Here is a 20977-nt window from a genome sequence, read left to right as displayed (position 1 = left end):
CTAAACATGAGTAAATTATTTTTCACATCAAAAGAAGAAATAAAGGGCAGGATGCTCCGGAACGCGATGGATTTCTGGAACACCACAAATGTTAACGACATTGATCCGCTGGTTAAATTATTGATCGAAGCTCTCAGCTCCGAGTTGTTTAATCTTTCCAATGATGTTAAAAACCTGGAAAACCGGGTATTAAATAAAATATCCAGGATACTCGCTTCCGATTATCTCACGGCTCCGCTCCCTGCTCATGCCCTACTGAAGGGTATTCCGGTTGAAACCTGGGAGACCTTGAGTATCAAAAATCATTTTTTTTATAAAAAAGCGGCTTCGCCCGACGCTGGCAAAACAACGCCGGAGCCTTTAGATATTTTTTTTACGCCTATCGGGGAGAACAAAGTTTTTAAAGCTGAAATTAAATATTCGTTTAATGGCAGGCAGCTTTGGGAGCACACCGCGGATATGCAAAAAACCCCAGTTGCCAGCCTATCGCCACAAACTTTTATCGAAAACAACACCTTATGGGTGGGTATTGAAACCGATCCTAAACTTAACACGCTCCAGGATGCCGGGATATATTTTGAATGGCCGGGATATACTACCAATAATGATTTTTATAACCTATTGTCTGTTATCCGCTTCTATACAGATGAGCAGGAACTGCATACAACAAGCGGGTTAATATATGAAGAGGAAGAAGCAAATGAAAACAAACCAGTATTTTATGATCAAAACATTATTAACTTAATTACCAGGGATGTAAAGTCATACTACCAAAACCGTTTTATATCGCTTACAGATGATAGCTTAAATGATCTTGATCCGCTTAAGAAAAGCTATCCCTTATCGTTTGAAACGTGGTTTGAGCCTACCGATCTGAAACGGCTTAAACCTTGTGTATGGATAAAAATGGTTTTCCCGGCAGTGATCAGGCCCGATGTGATCAGCGAATTACAGCTGCATTTGAATTGTTTCCCGGTGATGAGCCGCAAATTGCATGAACAGAAATTCAGGATAAAGGAGATGAATAACATTATCCCCATCAAGCCCTCGGCCTATGATCATTTTTTATCTGTTCAAGACCTGCATGACGATCTGGACATTCACTATAATGAGATCCCTTACAGCCAGGCTGATCAAAATTTTGAAGGAAGCTACTCTGTCAGGAACGGTGGAGCAGAGCGTTTTGACTCCCGGAATGCACAGCAGATCATCGAGTATCTTTTTGAGTTGCTCAGGGATGAAAAGGCTGCTTTTGCGGCCTACGGAAATGATTTTTTAAACTCAACATTAAAAACACTCGAGCAAAACATTTCACTCATTGAAAAAAAATCTAACCAGGCAAAAGACAATCACGAGTTGATCAATTACCTTATTTTAAAACCGGCTAATAAGGCCAGTATGCTATATCTCCAGTTTTGGACCACCCTTGCAGATACTGCCAATAATATCAGAAAGGGATCCAGGTTACAACAGTTTGAAACAACGAAGCTAAAAGCAGATAATTTACGCCTGATGACCACCTCTATAGGTGGCCGGAATAGCCTCGGCGCTGCCGAACGCATTCAGGCTTATAAATACGGCCTTACCACCAAGGACAGAATTGTTACCCAGGCCGATTTGACCAGCTTTTGTCAATATGAACTGGGCGCAAAATTAAAAAGTATCCGCATCAGTAAAGGTGTGAGCATTTCTCCTAATCCAAAAGAAGGCTTTAAGAAAACCATGGATATTTACCTAAAACCCCATGAAGAAAGTAAGCTATCAACAAACGAATGGGATACCTTGCTTAGTCTGCTTCAGTCAAAACTAGAATCGCGGAGCATCATTAATTATAATTACCGGCTTTTTATTGAAAATTAGGATCAGCCCTAATTGCCCAGATAGGTGGTGTAACCAAGCCTCGCATTATCCTGTTGTATTCCGATTATTATTTTTTTGGAAGCAGGCGCAGCCAGCAAATTGATCTTCACCCCGGTTTGCATCGGTATAAAGTATGATAATAACACATCAATACAAATGGCGGATCGTTCGTCTGGTAAAAAATCAATCATTTTTGAAGCGCTCAGCGGCCCAATGGCCACATGTAGTTCTTCTTCGGGCTCAATTAATTGCCCCGCTATAAAGTCTATTCCCAGAGCCGCGGCGCCTAATGAAGTCTGCATACCTGCCATGTCTTTTTTGCCTTGCCTGGTTGTGAGTTTATAACTGAGCGACATAGGCGTTTTGAACAACATGGTTAATATTTTGCCTATGAAAGCAAGCTTATTGCGCTGCTCATGTATAACAGGCAAAACATGTATTAAAATAAGCATTTGCTTATTGGTGAAGCAACTAAACTCTTTCCATTCCTTTAAAAATATGTTGATCAGATCGTCATACTCATTTTTCTTGTCGAGGCGGTTCTCATAAAGTTCCAGGATCATTTTCAGGTGATTGACCTCCGCTTCAAATGGCGCGAAAAAGCGACGCGTTTGTTTCTCTTCGTCCCTCCTGTCAACAATATCCTTAATCATTTCCTCCTCGGTGATCATCAAACTCGAAGCCGGAGGTTTATGAAACAGTCCTTCGGGCAACATGTCATACAAGCCATCGCGGTTTACCTGAACCTGGAGTATCTTTTTGTTCGTGATATCGGTTTGATTCTCGGCAATGCCGGCAATTTCTTTTGCAAATGCACGCTGTTGGGGGCCTACCGGCAATATCACAATATCATCGGCGCCAACCAATTCATTCTCAACAATTTCTGCAGCAATAACCGTTGCTTTGAAATCTGTATCAATAAGATTAGGGTTTTTGATCTTCATTTTCAATATTTTTACCAATAATATTTAAAACAATAACCACAATTATTGGTAATTGATTAGACTTATATCAAATTTATTTTTTGAGTCTGTTACTGACCTGAACATACAATTATATCATGGACGTTAAATCATTTTTTATACGTTATCTTATCTTCCCGCTCATTTTCGTGATTGCTGCGGCAATCATGACAATAATCAACAAAAAGAATAAGCTCTTAAGTAATAAACGCCTTATTGTTATTATTCTGCTAACTGCTGTTATTTTAGGGATCCCTGGCTTGCTGGGCTTTCTCGACCTACAGTTTATGCCCTGGGGTTACCTGTTTTGCCAGCTCATTTACTTAGCCCTGGGCTCGGTTTATGTATGGCTGGCAGGTAAATATCATGAAAATGAGCTATTGCACAAAAAGGGCTTCTTTATTTTTTGCACGCTGATATCCTGCCTGTTGGGTATATATCTTTTTAAGCTGGGTTTTGATTGGCTAAACGACCTGCAATATGGTTTGTGGGCTGCCACCAGTGTGTTCATATTTTTACTGCCGCCTATCTTCTGGTGGGCATATATTGCATTTATGAGCATCCCGCTGGAGATTTACAAAGTATGGCAGTACCCCCGTACTCCTGAGGATATCAGCATGGAGCACCTCAATTTTGATAAACTGATGGTGCTGGAGCTTGATCTGTACAAAAATACGGATGATCCCGAACCCTTGAAGGTTAAGGCCAAAGCGCCGCCAAATATGAATTTTGGTCAATGGTTTCAGAAATTTATTGATGATTATAATTTAAAATTCCCTAATGCGCCGGTGGACTACAAAGCCAATAAAACCGACAGCTACAAGTGGATATTTTATGTTAAACCATCCTTTTGGAAACAGCGGCGATTTATTGATCCCGACCTGAACATTGTGGAGAATAAGATCACTGAAGCAAACACAATATATGCCAAACGTGTTTCTGAAATTGTAAGCGAGCCCGAACGCACCGGCGATCAGGCGGTTTACCTGTAATATTATAATAACATCTACATACTAAAAACATGATATGCTTAGTCCGTTAAAAAACAAGCCCGTAAACTGGATAGATGGGATGAAAATTTCCAGCGATCATTTTATCAGTACAGATAATTTTATACATGATATAGTGAGGGATTCTAATTCCCTCCAGCTCAATAACCATAACTTTGGTTTATTGCCCCCTGTTGCCAATGAATCCGTAGCACTGGACATACAGATCACCGAAAGAGCATCGAACCAGGTACAGATCAAAATAAATCATTGCAGTGCTGTAACCGCCGAAGGTCATCGCATTGATATATCCCGAACAGGTTCTGAGTTGCTGTTTACCCATTACTTTGGCCAGGATAACGCAACAGAAAACTCCGAGACTTACTACGTGCTGCTTACCGTTAATCCGTTTGAGCGCGTGGCAAGCGGCAATCCCGATCCGGAGGAGATCCCTTTAAGATACCCTGAGGTTGACAAACAGTACAATATTACTATCATACCGGCCTCGCAGATAAACGTCAGAAGTTCACACTTTCTGGAAGTAGGTAAATTCATTAAAAATGGTAATAACCTGCAAACAGATATCAGTTTCATACCTCCCTGCACCTCGGTACTGAGCCACCCGGAACTGGTTAAATATTATGAAAGTTTTAGTAACCAGCTGAATAATCTGCAATTGCTTTCCTTCCGTATCCTGGATAAAATAACTTCCAAGGAATCTGTTTCAACCATTGGTAAAAACGTAAAAATATTGTGCGAAAAGATGCTGGAGTATATTGCCCGTATCTATTTCTCTTACCGTAACATGGTGCATCAGCAGCCACCGATATACATGGTGTCCTGCTTTTCAGAAATGGCACATATATTTTTCAGTACCGTAAAAAGCATACCTGGCGCCGAACGCGAAGAGCTGCTTAAGTATTTTTATGAATGGAAGGATGTTACCCCAGGCAACTTTGAGGAGCTGCTTGCCCGCCTCATAGAGGTTGTTTACAATCATCATGATATCAGTTCGTCCATGGTAACTGTTGATGAGTTCCTGCGCGTAATAGTGGCTTTATGGAATAAATTAAGTTCCCTGGAATACATCGGGCAGCGTAAAGAGAACATTGTGGTGGCCGAACAACAAGTGATACAAACGGTACAGTCCAAACGCACCTGGACACTGTTGGATTAAGCCGGGAGAATGATCAACTAATATCAATAGCCCCCAGAACAGGCGGGCTATTTTGTTATAAAAGTGGGTTTACATGGTTTACACTTTTTATGGTTAACATTGGAGTATTTAATTGATATTCAGTCAATTATATTAAATTACTGCAAAATAATGTAAACCCACTATTTTGTCAAGTTTAGGCTCCCTCCATGTCATTTCGACGAACAGCAACGGACAACGGAGGTGTGAGGAGAAACTCTGAATAATGATTTCGATGTTGGAAATTCAAAATTCATTATTCGATATTATTTCCCTTAATGTTATTTCCCTTTTACTTTCTTTAAAAACTCATCCTGCAGATCGTTGATTTGCGTGTCGTACCCTTTCTTGTCTATAAAGGCATCAGGGTTATAACCAGCTCCGGGTTTGTGTTTGCGTTGGAGCTCAAACTGACTGGCATGCGATGCCAGCCAAATATCAAACGATAGTTTTTTCATCGCGTTTAACGTGTAAGCATAGTCCCGGGCAATATCAGGATAGGCTGGGATATCCGAGAAGCTTTTATCTGTAACGATTGTTGGCATGTTGGCTATCAATACCCGGTATGATCGTTTTTGATCTTTTACATCAAATAAAAAGCTGCAAGAGCCTTTAGTATGCCCCGGGTGGTGAAGCATAGTCAAGCGCATGCCGCCTAACTTTATGATATCGCCGTTGTGTAATACCCGGTCAATTTGTACAGGCGCGTAAGTGCTTGTGTTACCCCCTACCGAGTAATCCGAACGCCCGCCATCTGTTACTACGCCCACATCGCCAGCATCCACCATCATTTTGGCGCCGGTCATTTTTTTTATAGCTGCCATTGCCCCCATATGGTCAAAATGTGCCTGGGTAGTTAAAAGTATCCTGATATCCTTAAACTTAAAACCCAATGCTTCCATATTGGCTTTGATAACAGGCGCCGATTCTGCCAGTCCTGTATTGATGAGTATATTGCCTTGTAGTGTGGTAATCAAGTAGCAAGCCAGATCATAGGTACCCACATAATAAAGGTTACCCGCGATTTGAAACGGGGGATAAGGCTTTGACCAGTCGGGATTAGTGTTTGCAGGCTGGATCACTCTTTGGGAAAACGCTCCAAAACTCAGGCATACCAAGCTGACTAAAAATGCTATCCTCTTAAATTTTCGTACCGGCATATACAGATAAATGAGCGCTAAATATACAGGTTGTTGCCATTTACCTGGCAGGCAGGCGCAATGTTTAAATTAACTATTAAAAACGGATCATTCAACTAAAAAAGCCTTCAGACTTTCATCTGAAGGCTTTACTTTTAGGCGGGCCTTACATACAAAACCAGAACTCTTTTATGGCCGATTGGGATTGTACGGCGGGGTTATAGTATGATATAGTACGGTAATAACACCGACCATAAGCTGAAATGATTAGTTGTATGGCGGCACCAGCGTCCTTTTGTTAAAAAACTTTGAATAATCGTAAGTGCGGCCATCTATTTCTTGTAGAGTATTGTCAAAGTCAACCTGATAAGCAGGTTCATTTGCTCCAGAGTATTTAGCCGTTCCGTCGGTAAACATCAGACATAACTCTCGCCTCACACTCCAATGGTCACTATGAAGAATTCCTGTAGTGATTTGGCAATTGATATTAATCATTACTTTTATGATACTGCTATTATCTAACTGGTTGATTCCGCCACTCATAACAATTGGCATCACCCTGTCCCCGTTTTTGGTGATGCCAGAGGCATCTCCGAAATCTCCAAATCCAGCATAGACGTTGCCGTCTGAGGAGTAAATACTAATTTTCGCGTGTACCTCTGAATAGTCGTCATTTTTGCCATCTCCCCAAGCTGGAGTCGCAAATAACATTTCAACCTTCTGTAAAACTGTCGGATTGGTTTGTTTAGGAACAATTGCAGATACATTTTTCGAGATAGGCTTTGCTGAGATGAATAAAATCATAGATAAGCAAAGCATAATAAAATTTGCGATATAGCTTTTCATGTGATTAGTTTTAAGTTGAATCTAATATATTGAATTTCAATCAATTTCAAAAACATTATTAGTTTTACTTTTGCTATGTCTAATCGGTTTATTAATTGAAACTAACCACCTTCATTATTATCTATTCAGCTATTAATCGGTATTGTCATTGCGCCACTTAACCGGAAAAGAAACCCAACAAAAAACTTCCAGATTTCCATTTAAAGGCTCAAAAACATGCCCTTACAAATACCCTTGGATGAGTTAAAATGTAGTTCTTACTCAACCAACCCCCGGTTCTCTTTTCGTATGGAAACCCGCGCTACCAAAACCCAATGACAACAGTGCAATTTGTTAAATATGCTAAAGCATAAGGCTAAATACAGATTAAAATCCTAAATTAGGCTAAAATTTAGACGCCCTAACATATTTGAATGACTGTATAAATACCCATTATATTTTTTATTAATAAATTATTTATTCAGTTGGCATTTGTTTTTTGGAACCCACGTACACGATTGGCTTCGGCCATTTGGGCGATAATCCCGTCGCAAAGCGTTTACAAATTTAAGAGACTAAGTTTTTTATACTTTATTTTCATTTCGCTAAGCGTAGCAGCACAGCAACCAAATAATACCGGGGTGACACAGGTAAGCGGGCGCATTACCGACGCATTATCCGGGGCTCCACTTCCATTTATCCGGATCAGTTTTACCGGCAGTTCTTACGGCACAAGCTCCGATAATCAAGGCAATTACTTATTAAGTGCTCCGGGCTCTTTTAACCAGGTATCCTTTTCATCTATGGGGTATGTAACGGAAACCAGGAAAATTAATCCCGGGCAGATCAATAGCGTATCTGTTAAACTCAAGTATGCCGAAACCCAGCTAAAGGAAGTCAAAATAACATCGGGTAAAAAAAGCCGGTACCGTAACAAAGGAAACCCTGCGGTTGAACTTATTCAACAGGTTATTGATCACAAAGAAAGGAACCGGATGCAGAGCTCAACCTACCTGCAGTATGATCTGTATGAGCGTATCGGGCTTTCCGTTTTCAACCTTTCCAATAAATTCCTGAACGGGCGCTTTTTCAGTAAGTACAAATTTATGCTGGATACAAGCTCCAAAATAAACGGACATACGCAAACTTCGCTACCTGTTTTTTTTAGCGAAAAATTGTTTCAGAACTATTATCGCAAGGATCCATCAAAGTCTATCCAGATCCTTAACGCTCAAAAACAAACCAACATCCTTAAATTTATCGATACCGCGGGCCTCGATATCTATCTCAATCGTCTTTATGGTAATAATATCGATATCTATTCCAATAATATTTTTATTGTCAATCACCAGTTCCTGAGCCCGATCGCCAATCACGCGCCGGACTTTTATAAATTTTTTATCACCGATACCGTTAAAACAAGCACCGAAAAATTAATAGAGATCAGCTTTACCCCACGCAACAAGGGCGACCTTTTGTTTGAAGGCAAATTATACGTTACGATGGATGGGAATTATGCTGTTAAATCCTGCGAATTGAATGTAAATAAAGAGATCAATGTCAATTTTATGCGCAGCCTCAGGGTCCAGCAGGATTTTAAGCAGGACTCAGGTCGTTATTTCCTGGTAAAAAGCAATGTTAAGGCTGATTTTGGCATTTTGAAGGATAAAGGGATGGCGGTATTGGGTGAACGTACCGCCGTATTTTCTAATTATAAATTAAATACACCGCAACCCGATACCTTTTATGATGGGAAAAGTGAGCAGGTTGCTGCAAACTCCAACCAGGCCGACACCGGTTATTGGGCCAGCCATCGCCCGGATACATTGACCCGTCAGCAGGCTACGGTATACGCGCATGTTACCCGGTTAGAGAATATGCCCTCGTTTAAAAGAACCACCTGGATAGCTTCTGTACTTACCGGCGGCTATGGCAATTTCGGGCCGGTGCAGTTAGGGCCTCTTGGATCTACTTTCTCTTATGACTCACAGGAAGGCCCCCGGCTCCAGGTAGGCGGAAGAACAACACCCCAGTTTAACAAGACCATTTATCTGGAAGATCATATCGCTTATGGCTTTAGGGATAAACAGGTAAAATATAATCTTAACACCTATTTTTCGTTAAACAAGGTGTCTCCTTTCCGGTATCCCAGCAACTATTTTAAGGTAAGCTACCGCTACGATGCCGATCTTCCGGGGCAAAGCCAAACCGTTATTCCGGAGCAAGCCGCGCTTACATCCTTTAGTACAGGTAAAACAGATTACTGGCTATATAACAAAACTTATACGGTTGCTTACGTAAGGGATTTTGAAAATCATTTTTCCTTTAACATTGCCCTCAGAAACTGGAACCAGCAGCCGGCAGGCACCCTGGAGTTCCGGTCAAATAACGCTGATAATCATATTATACATGACTTAACTACCAGCGAGGCTGAGCTGAACCTGAGATATGCGCCGCATGAGCAAATAATACAGGGTACGCAGGTACGGCATACCATCCATAGCCGCTACCCCATCCTGAACTTGCAGCTGAGCCATGCGTTTAAAGATGTACTTAACGGCTCATATACCTATAACAATATTACCGCCAATATTTACAAACGCTTTTACCTTTCGCAGTTAGGCTACTCAGATATTACCTTATTAGGAAGTGTTACAACAGGCAAGGTACCATTTCCGTTATTGAGCATTTTGCGGGCCAACCAATCCATCGCCTATGATCCCGATGCGTACAACAGGATGAACTACCTGGAATTTGTCAGCGATCACTATGTTGGCCTTAACATTACACACAGCTTTAATGGTTTTATCCTTAACAAGATCCCGTTGATCAGGCATTTGAAATGGAGAGAATACCTTTCCTTTAAAGTACTATATGGTGGTTTACGTAACGAAAACAACCCCTTATTTTCAAAAGACCTGTATCAATTCCCGGTAGCTTCAAACGGATCAAACGGCACCTTTTCGTTGGGCGATACACCGTATATGGAAGGAGGCGCCGGTATTGGAAATATTTTCAAATTTATAAGAATAGATGTGATCAAAAGGTTCAATTACCTTGATCATCCCGCGGTTTCGCCATATGGCGTTAAACTTAGTTTTAGTCCGCATCTTTAAATTCTTTCAGCTTGTGGTTGGTTTATTTTGTCGTAAACTGATAAATGCCGGAGTCTGATGTATTCCCTTTAGAATCCCTGGTTACCACCTTCCAATAGTATGTTTTACCAACTGATACCGGAACGTCTTTTATCGTGTTTTCTAAAACCTTACCCTGCAATAATGCAGGAGATGACGAATCACCCAGGTAAACGTCATAGTTAACAATGTCGTTGTCCACATCGCTGCCGTTCCATGATAGCGTAACTTTCCCATTTGATATCGTTACCGTTTGCTTCATTGCCGGAGCCAAAATTTCGGCCGGGAAAGGAGCGTAATTAACAACCGCTGGCCCTGAATTATAAAACTTCCAAATATCGCTTGGGGTTGTGGTGTTGTTATTAGCCGCCTTTGATGTAACTGACCACGAGTAGGGTGTATTCCTTTTCAGGGTAGCATCAAACTGGGTGCTAGCGGTTGTTTGCGATACCGTTGTACCATCTTCGAGGTTTTTAATCTTTATCTCATAACCGGTAGCATTGGCAGCAGCAGCCCACTTTAAGGTAACCGTACTTTGTGAGGCAGAAATAACCGTTCCCTGGGTACAAATTTCGTTTTGAGCCGGAGCTAACAGCGCCACCTTGCCCGGCGCAGGAGCAGGTGTATTGCCTTTATGTCCGCCGCAGCCTGTTAATATAATTATGCTTAATAAAGCAAATATTGCCTGTTTCATTATTTTATAATTTTAAAAACCAATTCCTTGCCATCGATAGTTACGTTAAGGGAGTAAACACCCTTATCTAAACTGGAAACATCCATACTGATGACTCCCGACTGATTAATATAATCCTTTGTTAATTTAAGTATTGACCCGGTATTCAGGCTATAGATCTTAAGCGTGGTTTTTGCAGCTATACGCTTTCCTATATTAAGGTTCAATGTGGTTTGGAACGGATTAGGATATGGAAGTGTAACGCCGGAAATATTAATTATCCGTGATATTATTCCCTGGCAAAGTTTATCCGTACTTACCGTTAAGCTGTTGCTAGCCCTGTTTAATGGCAATGAAATGGTGTTATCGCTTGTTTTATAAACAACCCCATTGAGCTTAATTTCATAAGATGAACCGCCATCCATTGTTATATTCACCATATTGGTATTTTCGTTTACCGTGGTATATACCGAAAGATCTTTCGGTTCGGTAATAACCAGGTCAAAACACTGCTTATAGTTTATGGAAGCAGCATTTGTAACACAAACATTATAAGTACCCGGGGAGAGGTTATTGATGCTGGTATTGGTAGTAAAAGTGTAACTGCTATTTAAACCATTTCCTGTAATTACAGCGGTATAGTTTGCGGATTGTGCCGCTGTGATACTTATTGATCCGTTATTTTGCCCCTTACAGGTTACACTGCTGGCGGCTAATTTTAAATTAGTTACCGGAGCGGTAATAGTTACTCCGGCCAGCGTTGCAGTACCTCCTGGCGTAGTTACGGCAAGCTCTCCGCTGATACCTGAAAAAGAAGCTGTAATTTTGCTATCGGAATTTACGGTAAACGACGAGGCTGGAATACCGGCGATGGTAACACTTGTGGCATTTGTAAAATTGCTGCCATTAATTATGAGTGTGCCACTGCCATCTGTTAAAGCGTTTGCTGAGGTTATTACTGGTGCCAGTATAAAAACAAATCCGGGGAAAGAAGCGGGCCCGTTAGGGGTTTGAATGGAAATAGCTCCGGTTTCTCCCTCACCAACAATGGCTACAATACTCTGGGACGAATCGACGGTAAATGATTGAGCTACCTTGCTGCCAAATTTCACCACAGTTGTTCCATCAAAATGCTTTCCTGTAATGGTTATTTTTGTACCTGTTTTGCCAGTTAAAGGAGTAACTGCCGTAATTTGCGGTACCACAGCCGGGCCATTATGATAGATGGAGAATGTAGAACCTGTAGAACCATTACTGATCAGCATTAAATCCGCCCTGCCATCGCCATCCATATCGTTTAACTTGACAACGTTCACAGAATTATTGGGTGCATCCGCAGGAATAAGTACAGCTGGGCCTGCAAGAGAAATATTGCCTGGTGTAGACTGATTACGTGCATAATAAACCCCGGTGCCTGATAACGCTACCAGGTCAACTTTTCCGTCTCCATCCACGTCGGCAGCGGTAGGGTTAAAGGCCATCGACGAATTGGAAAAAGGCCTGGCCTGATCAAGCGATGAAGCATCTATCGTTCCTTTTGTAGCGATGTTCCTGGAAATAAGCAATACATGGTTCGAAAAATCGTCCTCAACAATATCAGCTTTTCCATCACCATCAAAATCGCCGGTGGTTATCTCCGATGCGGTGTAGTAATACCCTGAGTGTGAAAAGTAAGTAAGCGGAAAATCTGAAGCGGAAAGATCGCCGGGAACAGAATTATTCTTAAATATCGATATCCCGGAGTAAGAACTCCCGCCAATAGGGTCGGGTCTGTTATCACCATCAATATCTGTAAGCGCCGAAGAAATAGTGCCACTCGATGATGTATTTTGAAGCCACATCAACGGCCCGAACGAAATAGTTGACCCGGTTGTGGTATTTGGATAACAAGTGATAGTAAAGGCATCATAAAGAACCAAATCGGGCCGTCCATCCAGATTCATATCTCTGAGCGTCATACTTCCGAGTGTACCATCTAAGTTTTCCAGCGTCCTTTGTTCAAAGGAAATATTACCGTTGGTTGATGTGTTATGCAAAAGAATGATGCTGGTATTACTATAAAGTATGTCCATCTTACCATCGCCGTCCACGTCGCCAATAACCATCGACGCAGATTGCCTTTCGGTTTCAAGTACAACTTTTTGCAAAAATGACGACTTAGACAACATGGGATCAGAACCATGCCTAAGAACATAAATAGAATCGTCTTTGCGTATCAGCAGGTCGGGATTACCATCTCCGTCAAAATCACTAACGGCATAATTTCCCAGGCCTGTAGGATATTTAATATCAAGCCTATTCGAAAAGCTGGCTGTTCCGCTGGTATTGGTAACAAGGAAAGGCAGGTTTGAACTTGCCGATAATTTTTTATCTAAGTTGGCTACCGTGATCAAATCATTAGCGCCTGCAGGCACAATAACCTCCAGGTGCGTTTTGGAAGCACTTTTAACCTGCGCTTTAACAGGTCCAAAAAATACTATGTTTTTTTGAGGCGAGATGTTAAAACTATCTCCCTCGATAGCCACTGTTGTTCCAATAGGCCCAAATGCCGGTGAAAAAGAGGCTATGGAAGGAGGGCTATCATATAAATACCCCAGCAATGTACCGGTTCCGCCGTCTGCTTTTACGGTAATGGCTCCTGTTGCGCCTGTGCCCGGATTAGCCGAAATACTGCTTGAAGACAATACCGTATAGGAAGCCGCGGCTACCCCTCCGAATTTAACTTCGGTAACATTATTAAAGTTACTCCCGGTAATAGTTACAACCGCATCTGATCCGTCGCCGCTTTTTGTGAAAGAGCTTATTACCGGAGCAGGGAAAAAAGTAAACCCAGGAAATACAGCTGTGCCACCAGGACTGGTAATGCTAATATCGCCCGATGAACCGTATGTTGGCTGTGCCGTAATTTGCGTTGGCGAAACTATTGTAAAATTGGTATATGTGGAGCCAAATTGGAGTTGAGTTACACCGGTAAAGTTTGTACCATTAATGGTAACTGTTGTTTGTGCATTAGCCGAAAGCGGGCTAACAGAGGTGATAGTTGGACTCGGATACCAGGTAAAGCCGTCAAGTTCTGCTGTACCGGCTATGGTTTTTAGCGAAACTTTACCGGTAGCTCCCAAACCTATATTGGCAGTAACAAGATTATTGGCAACATTAATAATATTTGCGGATACTCCGCCAATTTTAACCTCAGAGGTGCTGGTCAGGTTTGCGCCATTGATACTTATTGTTGTACCATTCCCACCGGATGTTGGTGTAAACCCGTAAATAACAGGAGGTCCTAAATAAGTGAACCCATCAATCATAGCAGTACCAGCAGGGCCGGTGACACTTACAGTACCGCTTGCACCCGTGCCTACTACAGCATGAATCTCTTTTGAAGAAACAACAGTAAAAGATGCAGCGTTGGTATCTCCAAACTTTACAGATTGTACGGCATCTAAATTAGTGCCGGTTATAATAACCGTTTGACCGGTTGCCGCCAATACCGGTGCAATAGCGGTAATTGCAGGCGAAGTATAAGTAAATCCGCTTGCGGTAGCTGTACCACCTGCGGCAGAAACAACGATATCGCCACTTGCACCGTTACCTACAGCCGCGGTTATCGATGTAGAATATGCATAATAATATAAAGCCGGTACCCCACCAAATTTAACAGATGTAACACCAACAAAATTGGTTCCTGTAATAGTAACCAGGCCACCGTTCTTTTGTGAAGCAGGTGAAAACGAAGTAATAACAGGTGTTTGTGCCCAGGTAAAACCAGCTGCTTTATCTGTACCCAGTGGCGTTGTCACCATCACATTACCCGATACACTTGTAGTAGCCGGCGTAGCCGTAATGGTTGTTGCCGAAATAACCGTAAAAGAAGCCGCGGGCACCCCGCCAAAACTAACAGCTGTAGCCCCGGTAAAGTTACTTCCTGTTATAGTTATGGGTACTGTGGAAGATGGCCCTGAATAAGCAGGGTTAAAATAAGCAATAGCCGGACCGGGATGATCAAAACCGGCCAGAAAAGCCTTGCCTAATGGCGTTGTTACGGTTACGCTCCCGGATCTTCCTGCCCCTACCACCGCGCTGATCTCCGTAGGGGAATTAACGGTAAAAGAAGTAGCAGGCACACCTCCAAAGTCAACTGCTGTAGTGTTTGTAAAATTGCTTCCTTTGATAATCACAGTTGCGCCCGTACCTGCATGAACGGGCGAAAAAGATGTAATAACAGGCCCCTTATGCACAAAGCCCGATAAGCTCGCTGAGCCACCCTCAGAAGAAACTGCGACAACGCCTGTAGCGCCATAACCTACCGTTGCCTCAATGGTAGTTGGCGATAAAACTTTAAATACCGCGCCTATACCGCCAAACGAAACATTATCAACCTCGGTTAAATTGGTTCCGGTAATGATTACCTTATCGCCGACGCCGGCGGTTTGTGGCGTAAATGAAGTGATGCCCGGAGCTGGTACTGCAATAAAACCCGGATAGGTAACGGTACCTCCGGTGGTTACAACAGTAATATCACCAGATATAGCCCCAAAACCAACAGTAGCATATAATTGGCTACCATAATTATAAATAACAGGAGCAGCCACACCGCCTATAGTTACCTGTGCGCCATAAAGATTGGAGCCATAAATTGAAATTGATGAATTATAGCCCCCTTTTAATGGGGAAACCTGTGTTATTACGGGCGGGGGAATAAAGCTAAAATCATAATAATTTGTAGATCCCGCTGGGGTGGTTATAGTAATACCATTGGAGGAACCCGACGCAACAACAGCGGTAATTTTTGTCGGCGAAACAACGGTATATGAAGTTGCAGCCGCATTTCCAAATTTCACCAAACTGGCTTTGTTAAAGTTACTGCCGTTAATGGTTATAGTAGCGCCAACACCGCCACTGGATGGTGATATTGAAGAAATAGCCGGTGGGCCGATATAAGTAAAACCAGGAAATGCTCCAGTCCCGCTGGGGGCTGATATAGATACATCCCCCGATGCTCCATCGCCCAATATGGCATCTATATGAGTGGGAGAAATAATTTTGAACGAGGCATAATATCCTCCAAACGCAACTTGTGTAGCGTCTGAAAAACCGGTGCCGGTAATCGTTATTGTATTTCCTTTATAACCGGATAGCGGCGAAACAGAAGATATTGCAGGAGGGGGAATAAGGGTAAACCCGGGAGCATGAACCGATCCTCTTGGCGTGGTCACGCTGATCTCGCCTGATGTTGCCCCCGTAGGCACATATGCGGTGATGCGGGTTGGTGATGATACCTCATAATATGCTTGTATACCACCAATACTAACATCGGTTGTACCAGTAAAATAGTTCCCTGTTATGATGATTACAGTACCCGGGTAACCCGCAGTTGGACTGAACGAACTGATGACCGGCGGATCTGGAGATAATACTACCTGGAGATTGATAACAGCTGAGGACATCCCTGACACATTTGACGCGGTAACTCTATACTGAGCGACAGCAGAAAGAGTGGTTGGAGTACCGCTTATGGTTCCGTCGGGGCCTAAAACCAAACCAGCAGGTAAGGCCGGAGAAACGTTATAACCCGTTGTACCGATCTTGTAAAACCCATAGCCATCAAAGCCATTACCAGAGGGAGTTATGATATTGTCACTCTCATCCAATATAATTTTATGCGAAAACGATCCATAAACAACCTGGCCATTATCGTCATAATAAGGCCCTGCTGGTATGGTGTAAACTTCGCCTGCTGGAGTAATTTTTCGCAACACGTCATTGTGCTGACCAACAATTACATAACCTTTGGAATCAACCTTTATGGATTCGGGAATATTAAAAGTAGCAGCGGCTCCTATCCCGTCATCATCACCACTTGTTGTTGAGCCGGCAATTGTGGTCACCGATCCGGTAGGCGTAACTTTCCTGATCATGCTGTTCCCGGAATCAACCACATACAAGTTCCCGGCTTTATCCATGGTAAGCCCACTGGGATTATTAAAAGAAGCGTTTGCCCCATCGCCGTCATTTGCACCGTTTCCAGCGTGCCCGGCTAATACAGCAGTTGTACCATCCTTAGCTATTTTCATGATCCTTCCGGCACTCTCGGCAACAAAAATTATCCCATTGGCATCAATTACTATCCCGCGCGGCCCCCGAAGACCCTGTGCATAGGTAGTAACCAAACCGGCGGGAGTAATTTTTCTGACCCTGCTATTTAGCCAGTCACGGTAATTATCTTCTGTCACATATAAATTGCCTGCTGCATCGTTGGCAATGCCATGGATTTCTCCAAACCTTGCCACTGTTCCTAATCCGTCGACATAGCCATATGTACCGCTTCCCACAAATGCAGAATACGTTCCATCTGGCTTTATATGCGTGATAGAACCATATACTACGCCATATATATCTCCCGAGGGCAATCGTACAAAATCATCTACCCAGGCGGTCGAGCTCAAAATCTTGCTGGCTTTGGGATAAAGTGAATTGGGAACTGCCCCTCCGTTGTTACTTGGCTTAAGGGGAGTTATACTTTTTCCAACATAAAACGTTTGAGATGCCGGATAGCTGATATTGGGTTTCTGGGCGCTGAGCTTCGCAGAAAAAAACAAGCTAAGAATAAATGCAGGTAAAAATAGTTTATACATGAAATTGTGAAAGGTTTGGGTTTGGCGTCAGGTTGATATTAAAGATCTATTTAAAATAGACCTCTAAAAGGCTGGAGTTTTATTGATTAAAGGGTGATAAGCGTTTAAATTATTTTAAGGTAAATATACAAGCTAACTTTCAATAACTAAAACTAATTATAAGTAAACAAATGCCACAATTACGCCAGTTTAAGCGCCCCTTCTCTACGCGAAAAAGCCAATAATTATGGTCAATTACTGGCTTTTAGTCCTTAGATTACAAACGGCAATGTTAACGCGGCTTTATTTGTATGCTATTGCCGCGCTTGACGGCCCCGCTAAGGGAAGGAGTTCTGTTGATTTAAACCCGACAATATTTGCCCATCTGTTAAAGTCGGCAAATGTGTAATCAAATCCTGTTCCTGTTTCAATAAGCATATTCAAACTCATCATCATACCAAAAACATTTTGCTTTCTTTCATCATCTATTATGCCTTCAATAGCTACAAATGCACCGCCCGCGGGAATTGCGTCGTAAGCTTTTCTCATCAATGATATTTTATTTTCTTCGTTCCAATCATGCAGGATATTTCCCATTACAACAATATCTGCATGGGGTATTGGCATAGTAAAGAAGTCGCCGCTTGCAGCTTTTACACGATCTGATAACCCGAATTGCTGTATGGTAGCATTTGCAATAGGCTCAACCTGGGGCAGGTCGAAACTTGTACAATGCATATGGGGATTATGCTTTGCAACCATCAATGAAAGTAACCCGGCCGAGCCGCCTACATCAATTAATGTTTTATATTTTGCAAAATCAAATTTTTGAGCAAAGGCCATAAAATTACCCATTTGAATCCCGCTCATTGCATTGGTAAATTCTTTTAATTTTTCTGGGTCCTGATATATTAAACCGAAAAAATCCTCGCTCCTTTTTGTTTCGTTTTGCGGAAGCCCGGTAAGCAGCCCTTCGCCAAGGTTACCCCAAAATCCATATAAACGATTGTTCATCATTTCAAGGATCCCTCCAATATATGATGGTTTATTTTTATCTAAAAATGTATCTGTATCTACAGTATTTGAATAAATAGCTGTATCCAAAATACCTTCCCGTTTTAAAAAACCAAACACGGTTAAGGCATCTAAAAAATCATAAACATTCCTGTCGGTACATTTAAGGCTAAAAATCTCTTTGACATCTTTGGCCTTCATGGTTTTCTTTTCGGCAAGCCTGGTGAATAATTGAAAATTCACGGCAGTTAAAAGAATTTTTGAGGCCCAAAAGCCCGTGCCAATTTTCATAATGTTTTCGGGTGATGGCTGGTTAGGTTGCTGTTCCATTTTTTTTAATTACTGGTTTATAAATTGGTAATGCTTTTTGGCAAATTCTACCTGGGATGGTAAATTAATTATCTAAAATACAGGGATTTAATTTAAGAATGAAGAAGTTTTATGATTCTGATTAGTGATATTACTTTATCACCAAATTGGACTCTCATTTTAGGCTTTTTTCTTACGGCCGGGTTATTTTGTGGGGACCAGATCGCCAAACGCTGATTCTTTTATGGCTGATTTGGCATGGGAGATAGAATTGGAAAAAAATCTAATGTTGTAGTCACCAATGCCAATAACTACATTTAACCAACCAAATCAATACATATGAACCTGTTTTCAATTACCAAAACTCCCTGTATTTTAATTTTAGTCGGCTGCCTGATATTAGGTTGCAGCGGAACTAAACAATTAAGTGGCAACAAGGCCGACAAAGGCTGGAAGAAGCTTTTTAATGGCAAAGATGTTAACGACTGGTTTGTTAAGATCAATCATCACGAAACAGGCGAAAACTTTGGCAATACCTTTAGGGTGGAGGATGGTATTATTAAAATCCGTTATGATCAGTACGGTAACTTTAACGATCAATTTGGTCACTTATATTATAAAACCCCTTTCTCTTACTTCCATTTACGTTTCGAATATCGTTTTGTGGGTAAACAACAACAAGGCGCACCCGATTATACGCTGCTGAATAGCGGTGTGATGTTCCACTCGCAGGACCCGCACACCATGCTAAAAGACCAGGACTGGCCAATCTCTATTGAAATGCAGCTATTAGGTGGTCTTGGCGATGGTAAATCAAGGCCAACAGGCAATATGTGTTCGCCGGGTACTGATGTTGTTTATAAAGGAAGGGTATCGCCCGATCATTGCATCAGCTCTACATCAAAAACTTATAATGGCGACCAATGGGTAAAAGGCGAACTGATTGTTTTGGGTAGTAAATTAATTACACATATTATTAATGGCGATACCGTGCTACAATACTCAAAACCGACTATCGGCGGCGGTGTAGTAACAGGCTATGATCCGAAATATAAGCAAGATGGTAAATTACTAAGCAGCGGCTATATAGCCCTGCAAAGCGAAGGCCAACCGGTAGATTTCAGGAATATCGAGATCAAACAACTACCTGTTGAAGAGCATTAAAGTTTAAAACAAGATGAGCTCCTTTTTGCTCTTTATTGTTGACTTTTTGCCTGGCGAATTATTAATACAAGGGGAAAGTTACGAAAGCATTATACAAAAAGCCCCGAAATATATTTCGGGGCTTTTTGCTTTGTGGTACTTAGACTACAAAACTCAAACTCTTTTATGGGTGACTTGCATTATGCGGCGAGATTAGAGGGATAATATGGTACGGTGATAACACCGACCATAGGCTGAATGATTTTTTGCGTTTTGGTGAAACCACCTTCAATCAATAATTCCGCCCCATTGTATTTGCTTTTTTTGAGTTTATGAATTTAAAAACCATACATACCACCCGAAACGGAAATTTGCTCTCCCGTGATCCAGGCTGCATCATCGGAAGCCAAAAATACGGCAGCTTTCGCAATATCTTCGGGCTGACCTCTACGACCAAGCGGTGTATTGGCAACAAACATTTTTTCATACTCACTGCCAGGGGTGACGCCCGCACTAATTGCACCTTCTGTTTCCGTAGCGCCCGGCAAAATAGAATTGATACGAATGTTTTGTGCGCCCAGCTCTTTCGACAAAGAGATGGTGATGGCATCCAATGCCGCCTTAGTTGCAGAATATAGAGAGGCTCCAGGAAGGGGCATCTTGCTGGCACCTGAACTGATATTGATGACATTCCCGCCCTTATCGCCAAACAGTTTCAAAGCCGCTTGAATAGTTAGTATGGGACCAAGTACATTGACATTAAAACTATTATGAAAAGTTTCTGCTGATATCAGTTCTATAGGTGCATATCCCTGATAAACCGCATTGTTGACCAAAATATCCAAGGTACCGAAAGCTCGCTTTGTTTCTTCAAACAGCCTGGTTACATCGGCTTCATTCGATACATCGGCCTGTACCGCAATGGCTGTGCCACCATTGTCGGTTATCTCCTTAACCACGCTATCTGCGCCTGCTTTACTTGAGGCATAATTTACAACAACTTTTGCGCCTGCCGCCGCGAAATGTTTGGCGATAGCTGCACCTATTCCTTTTGAAGCACCGGTAACTACCGCTACTTTGTTTATTAATTTACTCATGATTTCTATTATTTTAAGATTTG

Annotated in this window: 11 protein-coding genes and 2 pseudogenes; 5 read left to right on the top strand and 8 right to left on the bottom strand. The window is 42.0% G+C overall.

Annotated elements, in window-relative coordinates:
• Positions 1-6 precede the first annotated feature (6 nt).
• The gene (locus AC57BQ_RS23935; protein ID WP_496408648.1) at positions 7-1860 is read left to right on the top strand and encodes a type VI secretion system baseplate subunit TssF; all 1854 of its coding nucleotides are present in this window, start codon (positions 7-9) and stop codon (positions 1858-1860) included.
• An 8-nt stretch (positions 1861-1868) separates the two neighbouring features.
• Here the strand turns inward: AC57BQ_RS23935 and AC57BQ_RS23930 are convergent, their stop codons facing one another.
• The gene (locus AC57BQ_RS23930) at positions 1869-2804 is read right to left on the bottom strand and encodes a type VI secretion system baseplate subunit TssG (protein ID WP_496408647.1); all 936 of its coding nucleotides are present in this window, start codon (positions 2802-2804) and stop codon (positions 1869-1871) included.
• A gap of 116 nt (positions 2805-2920) precedes the next feature.
• Between AC57BQ_RS23930 and AC57BQ_RS23925 the strand changes: the two genes are divergently transcribed.
• Positions 2921-3814 (top strand): TssN family type VI secretion system protein, encoded by an 894-nt coding sequence (locus AC57BQ_RS23925; RefSeq protein ID WP_496408646.1) that lies wholly within the window; start codon positions 2921-2923, stop codon positions 3812-3814.
• 34 nt (positions 3815-3848) lie between these two features.
• On the top strand, positions 3849-4988 hold the full coding sequence (locus AC57BQ_RS23920; RefSeq protein ID WP_496408645.1) for a hypothetical protein: 1140 nt from the start codon (positions 3849-3851) through the stop codon (positions 4986-4988).
• 299 nt (positions 4989-5287) lie between these two features.
• Here AC57BQ_RS23920 and bla read toward each other — a convergent pair whose 3' ends face one another.
• Positions 5288-6166: a subclass B3 metallo-beta-lactamase gene (gene bla / locus AC57BQ_RS23915; protein WP_496408644.1), complete on the bottom strand. Its 879-nt coding sequence runs from the start codon at positions 6164-6166 to the stop codon at positions 5288-5290.
• Positions 6167-6412: 246 nt separating this feature from the next.
• Complete coding sequence (locus AC57BQ_RS23910) at positions 6413-6991, bottom strand: hypothetical protein (RefSeq protein ID WP_496408643.1); 579 nt, start codon at positions 6989-6991, stop codon at positions 6413-6415.
• A 464-nt stretch (positions 6992-7455) separates the two neighbouring features.
• On the opposite strand from AC57BQ_RS23910, the gene AC57BQ_RS23905 reads away from it, so the two are divergent.
• Positions 7456-10086, top strand: a complete 2631-nt coding sequence (locus tag AC57BQ_RS23905; protein ID WP_496408642.1) for a DUF5686 and carboxypeptidase-like regulatory domain-containing protein — start codon at positions 7456-7458, stop codon at positions 10084-10086.
• A gap of 22 nt (positions 10087-10108) precedes the next feature.
• Here AC57BQ_RS23905 and AC57BQ_RS23900 read toward each other — a convergent pair whose 3' ends face one another.
• From AC57BQ_RS23900 to AC57BQ_RS23885, 4 genes and pseudogenes are all read right to left on the bottom strand, one after another.
• Positions 10109-10798: a hypothetical protein gene (locus tag AC57BQ_RS23900; protein WP_496408641.1), complete on the bottom strand. Its 690-nt coding sequence runs from the start codon at positions 10796-10798 to the stop codon at positions 10109-10111.
• Positions 10798-13575, bottom strand: a pseudogene (locus AC57BQ_RS23895) (FG-GAP-like repeat-containing protein); the annotation flags it as partial. The pseudogene AC57BQ_RS23895 and the gene AC57BQ_RS23900, both read right to left, overlap by 1 nt.
• Positions 13576-13695: 120 nt before the next feature.
• Positions 13696-16851: pseudogene (locus AC57BQ_RS23890) on the bottom strand (IPT/TIG domain-containing protein); the annotation flags it as partial.
• Between the two features lie 843 nt (positions 16852-17694).
• Positions 17695-18696 (bottom strand): methyltransferase, encoded by a 1002-nt coding sequence (locus tag AC57BQ_RS23885; RefSeq protein WP_496409493.1) that lies wholly within the window; start codon positions 18694-18696, stop codon positions 17695-17697.
• Between the two features lie 357 nt (positions 18697-19053).
• Here AC57BQ_RS23885 and AC57BQ_RS23880 point away from each other — a divergent pair, with 357 nt between their 5' ends.
• Positions 19054-19878, top strand: a complete 825-nt coding sequence (locus AC57BQ_RS23880; RefSeq protein ID WP_496408640.1) for a 3-keto-disaccharide hydrolase — start codon at positions 19054-19056, stop codon at positions 19876-19878.
• A 317-nt stretch (positions 19879-20195) separates the two neighbouring features.
• On the opposite strand, the gene AC57BQ_RS23875 is transcribed toward AC57BQ_RS23880, so the two are convergent.
• A complete protein-coding gene (locus AC57BQ_RS23875; RefSeq protein WP_496408639.1) occupies positions 20196-20954 on the bottom strand; it encodes an SDR family NAD(P)-dependent oxidoreductase in 759 nt (252 codons plus the stop codon).
• Between the last annotated feature and the right edge of the window lie 23 nt (positions 20955-20977).

The sequence above is a fragment of the Mucilaginibacter sp. BGA-UO-ETr-C110 genome (genome assembly GCF_059567985.1).
The sequence above is the reverse complement of the archived record's forward strand: the minus strand, read 5'-3'. Positions and strand labels throughout refer to the sequence as shown.